Annotated in this window: 9 protein-coding genes and 1 pseudogene; 5 read left to right on the top strand and 5 right to left on the bottom strand. The window is 56.5% G+C overall.

The window, feature by feature from the left end; all coding sequences use genetic code 11:
- The first annotated feature begins 1 nt into the window (after position 1).
- From AABA34_RS04290 to AABA34_RS04280, 3 genes are all read left to right on the top strand, one after another.
- Complete coding sequence (locus AABA34_RS04290) at positions 2-2104, top strand: hypothetical protein (RefSeq protein ID WP_338304037.1); 2103 nt, start codon at positions 2-4, stop codon at positions 2102-2104.
- Between the two features lie 13 nt (positions 2105-2117).
- Positions 2118-4835, top strand: a complete 2718-nt coding sequence (locus tag AABA34_RS04285) for an RHS repeat-associated core domain-containing protein (RefSeq protein ID WP_338304036.1) — start codon at positions 2118-2120, stop codon at positions 4833-4835.
- Between the two features lie 129 nt (positions 4836-4964).
- On the top strand, positions 4965-5564 hold the full coding sequence (locus AABA34_RS04280; RefSeq protein ID WP_338304035.1) for a tetratricopeptide repeat protein: 600 nt from the start codon (positions 4965-4967) through the stop codon (positions 5562-5564).
- Positions 5565-5747: 183 nt separating this feature from the next.
- Here AABA34_RS04280 and AABA34_RS04275 read toward each other — a convergent pair.
- Positions 5748-6919, bottom strand: a protein-coding gene (locus AABA34_RS04275) for an IS3 family transposase (RefSeq protein WP_445083755.1) whose coding sequence is annotated in 2 segments (ribosomal slippage) — positions 5748-6667 and positions 6667-6919 — 1173 coding nt in all. Because the reading frame shifts where the segments join, the coding sequence is not laid out codon by codon here.
- A 146-nt stretch (positions 6920-7065) separates the two neighbouring features.
- Between AABA34_RS04275 and AABA34_RS04270 the strand changes: the two genes are divergently transcribed.
- Positions 7066-7380 carry an ATPase, T2SS/T4P/T4SS family gene (locus tag AABA34_RS04270; protein WP_252259784.1) on the top strand — a complete coding sequence of 105 codons (315 nt, stop codon included), beginning with the start codon at positions 7066-7068 and terminating at the stop codon, positions 7378-7380.
- A gap of 17 nt (positions 7381-7397) precedes the next feature.
- Positions 7398-7541: a hypothetical protein gene (locus AABA34_RS04265; protein ID WP_252260599.1), complete on the top strand. Its 144-nt coding sequence runs from the start codon at positions 7398-7400 to the stop codon at positions 7539-7541.
- Between the two features lie 4 nt (positions 7542-7545).
- Here the strand turns inward: AABA34_RS04265 and AABA34_RS04260 are convergent.
- The 4 genes and pseudogenes from AABA34_RS04260 to AABA34_RS04245 form a co-directional block, all read right to left on the bottom strand.
- A pseudogene (locus tag AABA34_RS04260) lies at positions 7546-7758 on the bottom strand (IS6 family transposase); the annotation flags it as partial.
- Positions 7759-7870: 112 nt separating this feature from the next.
- Entirely contained in the window at positions 7871-8482 is a 612-nt protein-coding gene (locus AABA34_RS04255) for a hypothetical protein (protein WP_252259783.1), read from the bottom strand.
- A 45-nt stretch (positions 8483-8527) separates the two neighbouring features.
- Positions 8528-12766, bottom strand: coding sequence for an RHS repeat domain-containing protein (locus tag AABA34_RS04250; RefSeq protein WP_338304033.1), 4239 nt, complete (start codon positions 12764-12766; stop codon positions 8528-8530).
- Positions 12763-13188, bottom strand: a complete 426-nt coding sequence (locus AABA34_RS04245) for a hypothetical protein (RefSeq protein WP_252259781.1) — start codon at positions 13186-13188, stop codon at positions 12763-12765. Before AABA34_RS04245 ends, AABA34_RS04250 begins: the two co-directional genes overlap by 4 nt.
- Positions 13189-13294: the final 106 nt, after the last annotated feature.

The raw sequence follows: 13294 nt of genomic DNA, 5'->3' as shown, positions 1-13294 counted from the left end.
TATGACCAGCCGAGCAGACAGAATGTTAAGCGTCGCCTCGACAAATCCCGCTCAAGGGAGAAGCGCTCAGTTTGTGGAAACAAAGCCTGAAGCGCCAGCATTTCTTGCAGAATTCATTCGCATTGCAGCTTTAACTGCGATCGGTGCTTCCATTATTTTTTCAAATCCTGCAGGCGCGCAAACCACCACTGACGACACAATTGATACCGCAAAGCCTGCAGATACTGTTTCACCTTACGGTGTCAGTTATCACACTGGGTCTTTCACCTATTCAGTGCCACTCTTTACAATCGGGCATGGCGAGTGGCCAAATCAGATCACTGTGAGTTTGAATTATGACAGCTCAGGGGCGCGCTACCCCAATAACCCATGGACACTTAATATTCAGCGCCGAATGAGCGGAAGTTACGAGAGCTATCCCACCGGATTTGAGGGCGACGTGCTTAGCGAACAGGTTCGGCATGGATTGAACATTGTGACAGGGAATGGGTCAACGACGTTCTACCTCGGAGGCAGAGCGCTCAATACGAACAATTTTCAGCCCGCCAGTCTTGATGGCAGCAAGATCGAATTCACTGAGGGGCCAAGCGGAGCCTTTGGCGGTATCAATTTCGACCAGCACGGTGAATTCAAGGCCACGCTGCGCGATGGCACAACTATAGAGTTTCCTGGAGGCTTGGTCGGATATGAAGGCCCTGTTCAAGCCAGTGGGCCTCCACACGTCACTTTGCCCAGTGGACACGTGATTGATTATTCACAACCACTATTCTGGAGCGGCTCAACCTCCTATTCCGGTGGCAGTACAGGCCTCTTGATCCGAATGTTCGGAAATCAGGTTTGCGCATTCAACGCTGCTGTCATCGACCCCAGCACAGTCACTAGCTGCTCCCAGTCAAATCTGGTTGCTACGATTGTGACGCAGCCATTCGGGTCATTTGGAACGCAGAATCTGGTTACCTCTGTCACTCGCCCCGATGGAGGCACATACACCTTTGAGTACCAGGCCTATTACTCGTCCTCAGTTTCTCCCGACGGACAATCAAGTTCCGCAAGAACAAGATATCACCTTTCTTGTGTAAGGGAGCCGGGGCAGGCGGGTTGCGCAGTTCAAAACTCTTACGATGCCTGCGACGGATCGGGATGGGCGTATTTCAGCCCTAACTACTTTGGAACAGGTTCTTGGGGTGAGTTTGATAGTGAGTGGTCCGGAAGTCGAGACCGGGTAAGCAGTCAGATGTTGGCCGATGGGCGTACAGTATCCTACACATATACCGGAGGGTCTGTTGGTCCCCTGGCAAACGGGCCATGTGATGATGTTCACTCTGTGACGATGAATGAAGGTGGGGCTATCACACAAATCGAACTTGCACAGAAAAGTGGCTCCAAGTCCAGTTCACCTGGTCTTTCTTCGATAACGGACCCACTCGGGCGAGAAACAAACTTTGCATGGACAGGGGCAAATGTGGCTGCCGCAAGCCTGAAGCAAGACGATAAACTTGCATCAGTCGAGTATCCTGACGGTCGCAGGGTCGAGTTCCTTTATGATGCCCGAGGAAACCGAACTCAAACGCGCATTATCGGCAGGCCAGGCTCCGGAGATGCGGACATCATCACATCTGCGGCATACCCGAGCACGTGTTCAAATCCTAAAGTCTGCAACCAACCAAGTTCTGTAACCGACGCCAGAGGCAATACGACCACGTATACTTATAGCACCACTCACGGAGGAGTACTCACCTCAGTTGGGCCTATGGTTGGTGGGATCGCGCCTGCGACAAAATACTATTACGTTCAGCGCGAAGCATGGCTGAGGAGCGGCTCAGGCTTCGCCAAGACTGGCAGCCCGATCTGGTTATTGTCAGAAGAGCGCAGTTGCCGGACCAGCGCGCTGAACCTTTCGAACGGGACCTGTTCAGCGGGAGCGAACGATCTTGTGCGAACTGTCTACGACTACGGTCCGGATAGCGGTCCCAACAATCTCTGGCTCCGAGGCGTCGCAGTAACCAGCGAAGGTCAGACACTTCGCACCTGCTACTCGTACGATGCATTTGGTCGGCGCATCAGTGAGACGCAGCCAAAAGCTAATCTGACCAGTTGTCCGTAGGGGAAGATTCAAGATGAAGTCCTTTTCCAGACTGCTGGTGACGCTCGGCGTAATTACCACTTCGACCATTCCGGCCGCTGTTAGCGCCCAGTCCTCTCCCTCTGCGTACACATCGGCCGTGCGCTATGATGCGATGGGCCGTGTGACCGGAACCATTGCGCCGGATCCCGACGCGGGTGGCCCCCTCAAATACGCTGCGACGCGAACGACCTATGACCAGCGGGGTAATCCCATCAAGGTCGAGACAGGCGAACTGGCGACCTGGAAGAGCGAGAACCAGAACCCCTATACGCAATGGAACGACTTCACAGTCCTTACCACAGCCGAGACCACTTATGATGCGCTGAACCGCAAGACAACCGAGCGGGTCAAGGGCTCCAATGGCGTAACGATCGGCCTGACCCAGTACAGCTATGACAATCGTGGCCGTTTGGAATGCACTGCGGTGAGGATGAACCCAGCGACCTATGGCTCGCTCCCTGCGAGCGCTTGCACCTTGGGGGCGCAGGGGTCGCATGGTCCCGACCGGATCACGCGCACCGTGTATGATGCGGCAGGGCAAGTGCTGCAGATCAGGAAGGCCGTAGGCACCCCGATCGAAATCGCGGACGTCACATATACCTACACGCTGAATGGCCAGATTGGGCAGGTTGTTGATGCCAACGGCAACCGCGCAGAACTCCGGTATGATGGGCATGACCGGCAGACGCGGTGGGTCTTCCCGTCAAAGACCCGTCCGACAGCATTCAATGCCTCCACTGCCGCAACGGCCATCGCCAGCGCGGGATCACTCAATGAGGCCGACTACGAAGCCTACACCTATGACGCCAACGGCAACCGGCTGACGCTGCGCAAGCGCGATGGCTCGGTGATCAGCTACCAGTACGATGCCCTCAACCGGAACACCCGCAAGACCGTTCCCGAGCGCGCTGGACTGTCGAGTACGCATACGCGCGATGTGTTTTACCAGTATGATCTGCGCGGACTGCAGACGCGGGCGCGGTTTGGCAGCATCAATGGCGTTGGCCTTACATACACCTATGATGGTTTCGGCAGACTGACGGCGGAAAGCCAGAACACCGATGGAGTGACCCGCACCATCAGTTCCCAATATGATGCGAACGGGAACCGCATCCGGGTTACCTATCCTGATGGCCAGTTCTTCACTTACGACCATGATGGCCTCAATCGTGCAACCGGCCTGCGTGAAGGCACGACCCTGCTGGGCACCGCCACTTTCAACAATCGCGGACTGGCAACACAGCTCGCCTGGACCAGTCAGACGGCAAGCGCCAACACTCGCAGCTTTGGCTACGATCTTGCCGGGCGCCTTTCGTCGATCGGGTTCAATCTCCACGGAACCAGCGGCGATGTTACCTGGGGCTACACCCGTAATCCCGCTTCCCAGATCCTGGCCGAAAGCCAGAGCAACGACAGTTACTCCTGGAACGGTCACGTCAATCTGACGCGGGCCTACTCCACCAATGGCCTCAATCAGTATGTCAGCGCCGGAGGTGCGGCATTCTGTTACGATGCCAATGGCAACCTCACCGCTGACGGTAGCAGTGTCTATCTCTACGATGTCGAGAACCGTCTGGTTGAAAAGCGGGCTCAGGGCAGTGGCAACACCAATTGCAACTCGTTGTCATATGCGGGTGCGCTTCAGGCACAGCTTTTCTACGATCCGACCGGGCGCCTGTATCAGGTATCCGGCGGCGCGGCAGGGGTGCAGCGGTTTGCCTATGACGGCAATGCATTGATCGCGGAATACAACAGCGCAGGCACGATGCTGCGGCGTTATGTCCATGGCTCGAACGCGGAAGCGGACGATCCGCTGATCTGGTACGAGGGCTCAGCCCAGACCGCTACCGCCCGCCGCTACGTCCACGCCGATCCGCGCGGTAGCATCGTTGCAGTAACGAATTACACCGGCACTGCCATCGCCACCAACTCCTATGACGCCTATGGCATTCCCGACACCGCATCGGGCAATGACATCGCGACCAAGGGACGGTTCCGCTACACCGGGCAGGCGTGGATTCCCGAACTGGGCATGTACTACTACAAGGCCCGCATCTACTCGCCGACGCTGGGGCGGTTCCTGCAGACCGATCCCATCGGGTATGAGGATCAGTTTAACCTGTATGCGTATGTCGCAAATGATCCGATCAACATGGTTGACCCCACGGGGATGATCAGCTTGGGCGGTCTGTCATGTGCTGAATCGCGCTTATGCGACGGAGGAGGCTCTTCGTTCGCAAGCCAATCTAGAGATGGGACAAGCTCCGATCTCGGCATCGAGAATGCCACGAATAGCAGCGACAAAAAGCCACTTAAGAGAAGAGTCATGGAGGCTTTTGCGCGGTTGGGTGGTCTTGGTGATCCGACTGCGCCTTCGGGCCCAGACAATCCGGCTGAACCGCCAGCTGTTGAATCACAGCAGCAACGGACAGAAGATTCTGAAAGCCAAAGACGGGGCGGGCGACCGCCAGTTCAATCTGGCAGACCCACTGCAGCTGGTTCCGCTCCTCCCCCGCGCCGACCCGGTGGCCGTGGGGTTACCGGCGGACGGGGAGGCACGCGCGGGCTGGGTGTGGTCATTGCTACGGGCCTTATTGGCATACTAGAACAAGCAACTTGTGCTATTGGTGTCGAAGCTGCTTGCAGTTCACCGATCACGAATGAGTTGGAAAGGATCGAGGAAGCTGACGCTGAGAGAGCTCGGAGATAGGGCAAAGAAATGGTTTGCGAGGCTTTCTGCAGCTGCTTCGCAGTTAAGAGAACCAAAAGTTAATTGACAGCAAGAACCATAAAGTTTGTGATCCGCTAAGCCGCTTCCTGCCTTCTGAGCTAGTCTGCCATGAATAATTACGAAAGAGAGATCCATTCCGATCCGTACTCAGCGACGGTCAGAGAAGCGTTAACTCTTCGTAGCTGTAAACCGTCGACAGCCTACGAGAAGTTAGCGGAAGTTGCGGCAATGGGTTCGCCAATGGCAAACATGATATTGGGTGACGCACATCTAATGGGACGTAACGGACTGACAAAAGATGAGGATCAAGGCGAGAGGTTTCTGAGAAGGGCTTCTAAGCTTGGCTCTCTAGAGGGGGCATTTCGCCTTGCACGTTATCTAGAAGCCAAGAAGTTAAATAGCGAAGCGATACAAATCTATGAGAACCTTTCTGAGGCGAGGTTCGCTCCAGCTGCTTTTGTTTTGGGTGTGAGTTATACAAAGGGCACCTTTACCGAGAAAGATTTAGATTTAGGAACGCGTTATCTAAAAGTTGCTGCTGATGAAGGTCATCTTCATGCTAAAGACTGGCTCGCTCAACTGGTCTTAGAGTCAGAGGCGAGCTTTCCAGAGCTTTCCAAAGCACTAGCGACACGTCTCTTATTGAAAAAACGAATTCAGAATCTAACTCAGTCTGATCCGGCAAGCGATCTTATCCGGACAGGTTGACAGCGACTTTGAGCAGTTGACCCTACTTGACCGATTGTCACGTACAAATCGGTGACACGCCTCAAACCTTAGGCCGTGTTGACAAAAGACTTCAGCCATAGGCGGGCGGCGGCGAGGTTGAGGAAGCTTTCGAACGATAGGATGGTCTTGTCGTAACTGGTCTGAGCCCGAAGTTTCTACCAGCTACGAGTAGAGCCTTGGGCCGTTTTGATGCCCATTGCTGGGCGTGATGGCAACAACCGTATCGGGGGCATGCCCCCGATACGGTTGGCCGCTTGATCCAGCCCCGATCTCGGCCGGGGTTCGGTTCCCGAGGCTCGAGTGGGGCCGGAAGTGGTTGTAGTCGTGCCGCCAGGCTTCCAGTTCCTGGCGAGCGTGGGGGAGGCTGGTGAAGATCGTCTCGTTCAGGCACTCATCCCTGAGCCGGGCGTTGAAGCTCTCGATGAACCCGTTCTGGTAGGGCTTGCCCGGCGCGATGTAGTGCCACTCGACATTGCGCTCCTTCGACCAGCGCAGGATCGCCATACTGGTCAGTTCAGTGCCGTTGTCGCTGACGATGGTGTGGGGCCGCGCCATGCGCTCGAAGACCGCTGCATCGAGTTCACGCCCAACCCTTGCGCCGGAGATCGACGTGTCGGCGATCAGGCGCACGCACTCCCGGCTGTAGTCATCGACCACGGCGAAGATCCGGAACCTGCGCCCGCAAGCGAAGGCATCAGACACGAAGTCGAGGCTCCAACGCTGGTTCGCCCCCTGAGGCACCGTCATCGGCGCTCTTGTGCCCAAGGCCCGCTTGCGACCACCACGGCGGCGCACTTGCAGCCGTTCCTCACGATAGAGCCGCCGGAACTTCTTGTGGTTCATCGCCCATCCTTCCCGGCACAGCAGCCAGTGCAGCCGCCGGTAACCGAACCGGCGTCGCTGACTGGCCAGCTCCCTGATCCGCTCGCGCGCCTTCGCATCATCAGGCCGACGACTGACGTAGCGCACCATGGTCCGGTCCACGCCCAGCACCGTGCAGGCACGACGCTGGCTCACCTCGAAGACCTCCTGGAGATGAGCCACCGCCTGCCGTCTGGCACCGGGCGCTAAAACTTTTTTGCGCTGATCTCCTTGAGCATGGCGTTGTCCAGCATCGAGTCCGCCAGCAGCTTCTTCAGCCGCGCGTTCTCCTGCTCCAGCTGGCGCAGCCGACGGGCGTCCGACACCTCGAGCCCGCCATACTTGGACTTCCACTTGTAGAAGGTTGCCGAGCTGATCCCGTGACGGCGGCAAACATCCGCCGTTGGCATCCCCGCTTCCTGCTCCTTCAAAACAGCGATGATCTGCTCCTCGCTGAACCTGCTTCGCTTCATATCGTCCGTCTCCTTGTCAGGGCCGGACTCTACTTATCGCTGGAGGAAATCTAGGGGCTCAGACCACCTGCGCAAGCAGCATCGCCGCGCGATCCGCTGCCTCCGGCTGATCATGACCCTTATGCAGGGGCCTCGCTTCGGCGGGAGTGACCGCCGAGGACCTGCTGATCGCCGCGCTGCGCATGCGGCCTGATCGTATCATTCTGGGCGAGCTGCGCGGGGTCGAGGCGTTCACCTTCTTGCGTGCGGTCAACAGCGGACATCCTGGTTCGATGACGACGATCCATGCAGATACCCCGCAGCGGGCGATCGAGCAGCTGTCATTGCTGGTGCTGCAGGCTGGGTCGAAGCTCAGCCGCGAGGATATTCGGCACTATGTACGTGAGAGCGTGAATGCATTTGTGCAGTTGGAGCGAAGAAGCGGAAAGCGGCGGGTGAGCCGAGTGTTGGTGGCGGGATAGCACGGAGGGATGCGGAGATGCGCCTGACACCGGGGCAAAGCCTGTTGGATGCACTTGACGGGTCGATGAACGCAAGCGCGGTGCGTTGGATCAAGGATTGCCTATTCGGCGAAGTGGCGCTTATAATGTCCGACATCGCTTTAGCGCTGGTGGAGCCTTGAGGTTAGGCGTTCGCCTGGCGCCTCGCAGGTTACGAGCAATGAGCGGGCTGAATTTCAAGTACCATCGCCGCACGGTTTCATGAGAAACATCAAGTCCGCGCTCGGCGAGCAAATCCTCGACATCGCGGTAGCTCAAGGTGAACCTTGCATAGAGCCATACAGCGTGGCGTATAACTTCTGGCGGAAACCGAAGGCGATCAAATGAGACTGGCTGTATCGACACCATCCTGGCACATCTCTTGGCGGTATGAGTCAATGTGACAATGCCTCATGCTTTGTTTCGAGACCGGACACTGGCCCTCGATTGGACAGATCGAACATTTTCTCAGTTAGCCCGAGTGCTGATCGATGCAGAGATAAGTGACCTGATGAGCTAGAACCAAACTCATTCTCTCGTTAAACTCTTCTGGATAGTCGCGACCTCGAACTAACTCGTTCTCATCAACTTCCGTTGATTGAGCACCAACCAAAAGGGCCGCATCGGGCAAACGCCATCCGTCCGTCACGCACTCCAGAACCGCAATTTGATCTTCTGACAAATTGCTTTCAAGCACTGAGCGTCTTAGAAATCCGACAAAGCCCAGAAGGTCTGATCTCGTCGTGCGCTCCTTGTTTGGAGATTGCTCTATCCGCAAACCATACGAACTAAGGAAATTCCTTTGAGTATCGGCGCTGAGGCCCACCCACAACGATCTTGAGAACTCGATTGGGTCACTAGGAAATACAAAGCCGCCGCTACCATTCATTTTCATTCTAATTGACCAAATGATTTCTCCGTCTTTTGACGTTGCCGTGAAGATTCGCTCAGATGGGCCTTCCCCTGCGGCGATCGAAATGTCTGGCTCTAGAAATGACAGGTCCAATCTCGTTTCTGCTTTGACGGCTGAAACTTGACAGAGCCCCAGCAAAAAGGCGGTCAAAAATGTTAGCTTGTATGACATAGACACCCCGATAGCTGCGAATGCGTTCGCTCAAGCTTCAATACACTAATTGCCTCTGAGCGGAGGAAGGCAAATCTCCCCAGTCCCGGGCGGGCAAGCGTTTGCACCTCTATCGCCTTGTCGAGCTCTCCTTGCCCGCCTAGTTGTCATTTCCCTAAACCTACCCTGCGGGGTACGGAGGAAGTAGTCAAACCGCCTCGCGAACTGGATGTCTTGCCTACTATATCCTTCACCAAGCGCACTGCCATAAGGATGTGAATGAACCCCAGCCGACACTGTGAAGCCCGACATGTTTGTGACAGTGATACCCGCTTCGAAAGAATCCGCAGGAACAATTCCTGCGTTCGATATATGAAATTTCCCAGTCTCTTCATTCTTGAACACGAGACCCAACACTTCTTCATCGTTTTCAGTCGCTTGGATCAAATCTTCGTTCTGCTGCGCAAACGCGTTTGCAGCTTCCTCCTGAGTTTCGAATTCCTGGTCCATATCAATAGTCAAAGTGAGTTCAACCTTCTGTTCTTGGCATATCCTCGAACCGGTTCTGATCTCACAAAGTCCCGTTGGATCCACCCCATTAATCGGATCCTGTCCGACATACCCATAGAGATTGACGTTATCCTCATACCCAATCGGATCGGTTTGGAGGAACCGCCCCAGCGTCGGCGAGTAGATGCGGGCTTTGTAGTAGTACATGCCCAGCTCAGGCAGCCACACTTGGCCGGTGTACTGGAACCGCCCTTCGTTGCCCGCGCCGGGCTGGCCGTACTCGTCATAGGTGTTGATCACCCGGCTCGCGGCGGAGTCGTAGCGATCCGAGCTGTAGACGATCGAGCCGCGCGCATCGTTCTGCAGGAAGCGGGCGTTGTTGATGCTGATGCTGGCTCCGTTGTAGCTCACCAGCGGATCGTCAACGCCGGCAGCAGGGCCATGGGCATGCCGCGCCAGAACCGCACCCGATGCGTTGAACTCCGCCACCAGAGCATCGCCATCATGCAGGAACACCCGCGCGCCCTGGCTGACGCCGTTCACATAGTCCGTAACCTGATACAGCCGGCCCATGGGATCATAGCGCAGCTCGGCCTTGATCTGCCCGGAGTACGACAGCGAGGTACAAACCGAGTTGGTCTGCGCGCGCATCTCCACCAGACGGTTCTCGACATCGTAGAGATAGACATACTGGCCATCGGCGGTGAGATTGCCGTTGGGATCATGGCAATAGGCCTGACCCGACACGGCGGTGTACTGGTTCAGCCCGTTGGTGGTGTAACCGCGGTTGACCGGCTGATACCCGTCCCAGCTGAAGCTGTCGTTGCTCTGGCTCTCGGTCCTGATCTGGTTTGCAGCGTTGCGGGTGAAGGACCAGGTCACCGTCGGGCTGGTGCTGGTTTGCCCGATCGATATGGCGCTCAGTCGTGACAAGCCGTCGTAGCCAAAATACTGGTTCGGCGCGCTGGAATATCGATCAATGCGGTTGACCCGGTTTTGCGTATCGTAGCTGTAGTCGATCAGCGTCAGGTTGGATGGGTCACGCAGCTGGTTGAACTGTCCGCCCGAGCTGTAGGTGTAGCTGAACAGCGCATTATCCCATGTGTGGCGCACCGAGGTGCGATTGCTGCCCGCATCATAGGTGTAGTTCAGCGTGCGTCCGGCGGCGATCCCGGTGTTGTCGGTGGTCGAGGTGACCCGGCCATAGCGATCATAGACCGAGGTCGAGCCGGGCCCGGTGTCGCTCCCGAACCTCGCGTGCAATTGAAGTCCACGAATATCGTATTCGTAGAACACATCACGCGTGTGATCGGCGTGAAGCTCGGGACGATTGTCGGGTATGGTCTTGCGGATCATGCGGTTGAGATTGTCGTACTGATAGGTCAGCACCGTACCGTCACGCTTGCGCAGCGAGGTGCGGTTGCCATTGGCGTCATAGCCATAGAGCTCATAGTCATTGGGGTTGATCGCGCCGGTCTGGCTGGCTTGCGGGAAGTACCAGTGCGACTGGCGATCAAACCCGTCATAGAGCATCGAGGCCTTGTAGCCGCGTGCATCCGTCATGCTCGCCATCTGGCCGTTGGGGGTGAAGCTGTAGGTGGCGTAATCCCGCACCAGCGGCGTTCCCACACCCTGCTCGATCCGCACGACCCTGCTTTCGCTGTCATAATGCTGGCGGGTGATGCGGTCGGGCCCGTCGCTGCTCACGGTCCCCGGCGTGCAGGCGTCGCCCGGCAGGCTGGACAGGTTCATGCGAACAGCGGTGCAAGTGTTGCGATTGAGAGCGTCATAGCTCATCTGCGTGACCGCATAGGTCGTGCTGCCGTTCGACACGGTGGTCCGCGTCGCAAGGCGGCGCGAGTTGAATTGCGTGTCCGTGTCAGAAATGATGCTGGTAAAGCTGAGAACTGCTGGGGACAGTGCCGTGGTTGAACCTGGAACCACTCCGGTAATGACCTCGGATACCTGATCATCGGCATCGCGGTAGGTCATCTTGGATGCGACCCTGGTCCCCGCCTCGTTCTTCGGTCCAATCTCCCAGATCTGCCGGCCAAGCGTATCGTAGCGCGCGTAGGTCGCATCATCGCTGCCCGGCAGCGGCCCGTCAGCCGACAGACGGCGACCCGCGTTGTCATAAGTGTAGGTCGTGGTCAGCGGGGCAGTCCCGATACCATCGGTGACGGTTTCAGTAAGGGGAAGCCTCGTCCCGCCGAAATAAGTGTATGTGGTGACGAAGGAATTCGCCGTGCCGCAGGTCAGCTCCGCGCCAGTAGCGCTGGCTTCGCAGATCTCTGACTTGATGAGACGCCCGGCGCCATCATAGGTGTTCTTGGTCTTGCGGCGAATATTGTTCTCGTCGACCGGATCAAGCTGAGTCAGAAGGCCGCCGTGGTACTGGTCCCATGTGTAATCGGTCTGCTTGCCCTTCGCATCTCGCGTCCAGACCGGCCGGAAGCACGACACCGTGTCGCAGAAGAGACCCGAATTGTAGGAGGCCTCCTGAGTCAGCGCGCTCTGGCCACTTCCCGGCTTGGGAGTAGTGGTCATCGTGATGATGTTGCCGCTGATGTCATAGGTCACATTGACCTTGTTGCCCTCGGGATAGGTGATCTGTGTCACCCTTTGTGACGGGTCGTATTGATATGATGTGGTATTGTTCTGTGAATCTGTGACCGAATCTATCCGCCTACGACCAGAGCTGGTGTTCGTAATTTCAATATGCTGACTAAACCCATTGGGCGCGGTGATGTCGATATAATCATACGCAGGATGGCCTGGGTCAAACGAACCAGCTGGATCATGGGTGCCATCATAGGTGTAGGTAACACCGTCCCTTGTAACCGTGAGGAGGCGATCCTTCGCGCCCGACGGACCAGTGTCTGTCGCGCTCGATTGGACGCTCGGTGACGTCTGACCAGGCAGTTTAAGGGAGACGACGGTCGAAGGCTGCGGACCATTGAGTTCGTTGCCACACGGCTGGCAAACATACTCTCGGCCGCTGATATCTTCGACGGTTGTCGTCGAGTTGGTGGTGAGGCTGTATTCGAGGGAAGCCAAGGGCGTATTCGGTTCTGCAACACGCACAATCTCGACTTTTTGCAAGAACCTCCAAGCCCCAACCGTCGGGTCATTGCTATGGTAGGTAAACTTGAGTCTATAGCCAGAAGTACTTGTGACCGTTGCCGGCCGATAGGAAGTGACGTTGTAGCCCGGGAACGGATTCCCGGAATCGTATGTGAACGTGAGCGCCGGCCCGCCCGGGTTCACTATGGAGGTTGCCACATAATAGAATGGGCCGGTCCCAACCGTCGGGACCGATTGACTACCGTACTGGATGTCGAACGTGATCTTCTTTCCGGTGCCGCCTTGGGTGTAGTAGTAAGGTCCGACGTTCCCACCGCCGTACAGGACCGAGCCGCTACCTTTGCTCCCGACACAGTCACCTGCGCCATCCATGCAATTGAATGATTCTGAAGCTATCCCTCCTGCATTGATTGAAAAATTGATCTCACCTGTAGGTGACTGAGGAACAATATTTCCCTGTAGAACAGGCCAAAAATCTGACAGGTTCTTGAAAGCCAGCTCCGGGGCAGCAGGAATTGAGATCGACGGCAGCTGCGGTGTGACTTCAAGTCTGAGTAGATCGACGCCGTTTGGATCCTGATGCACATCCAGCGGATTGATTTGCTGTGCTTGTGCAGGAGATACCGAGCCAAGCATGAAAGCAGCTGCAGCTGCCGTAGCACCACAAATCCGGCGAAGCGCGCCTAGGATCGATCCGTTCGCTCCGATCATTTGCTCTGGGCCTCCCGTGCGTCCCACTCTCCGACGACGATCTCAGCCATTGCACAGAGTACTGCAGGCCTCTCGCCAAGCACATGTTCGAGTTGCCGCTGCATGGCTTCTGGTTGATCGGCTGCGATCTGGCACATCTCATCGCGGAACTTCGCTTGCTGTGCAGGAGGAAATCCACCCCTTGTGCAATCGAACTCCTCGAAGCCTTTCATCTCCATCGCTCCGATGGCGCGTCTCGGAACGACTATTTGGGTCACCTTTTCTCCAGGTTCGCCGCGATGGCGCTGCATACAGACAAATGTTGACTCGTCATTGACTGATGCAACTTGCGCCCATGGTGCATCTGTTGGGCCGGCAAATGTCGCAGTAAGAAGACATGCTCCCGCACCAATCCCTGCACATGCTGCTCGAAAGTCATTCATCGGCTTGTCATTCCATAAGGTTGGGAGTTCGATTGCGAGAGCGAGAGCTCTAGGCCGTGTTGACAAAAGGGATTCCCAAACGCCCCATGTTCTGATTCAAGACTGC

Source organism: Erythrobacter sp. Dej080120_24 (assembly GCF_036322605.1).
In the GTDB taxonomy this organism is placed as follows: Bacteria; Pseudomonadota; Alphaproteobacteria; order Sphingomonadales; family Sphingomonadaceae; genus Erythrobacter; species Erythrobacter aurantius.
This window is presented reverse-complemented; position numbering and strand designations above follow the sequence as displayed.

What these genes read in the sequence shown, in the direction of transcription:
- AABA34_RS04255 (WP_252259783.1), bottom strand. Translation starts at nt 8,482, where the DNA reads ATGTCATACAAGCTAACATTTTTGACCGCCTTTTTGCTGGGGCTCTGT.
- AABA34_RS04280 (WP_338304035.1), top strand. Translation starts at nt 4,965, where the DNA reads ATGAATAATTACGAAAGAGAGATCCATTCCGATCCGTACTCAGCGACG.
- AABA34_RS04290 (WP_338304037.1), top strand. Translation starts at nt 2, where the DNA reads ATGACCAGCCGAGCAGACAGAATGTTAAGCGTCGCCTCGACAAATCCC.
- AABA34_RS04265 (WP_252260599.1), top strand. Translation starts at nt 7,398, where the DNA reads ATGCGCCTGACACCGGGGCAAAGCCTGTTGGATGCACTTGACGGGTCG.
- AABA34_RS04250 (WP_338304033.1), bottom strand. Translation starts at nt 12,766, where the DNA reads ATGATCGGAGCGAACGGATCGATCCTAGGCGCGCTTCGCCGGATTTGT.
- AABA34_RS04245 (WP_252259781.1), bottom strand. Translation starts at nt 13,188, where the DNA reads ATGAATGACTTTCGAGCAGCATGTGCAGGGATTGGTGCGGGAGCATGT.
- AABA34_RS04285 (WP_338304036.1), top strand. Translation starts at nt 2,118, where the DNA reads ATGAAGTCCTTTTCCAGACTGCTGGTGACGCTCGGCGTAATTACCACT.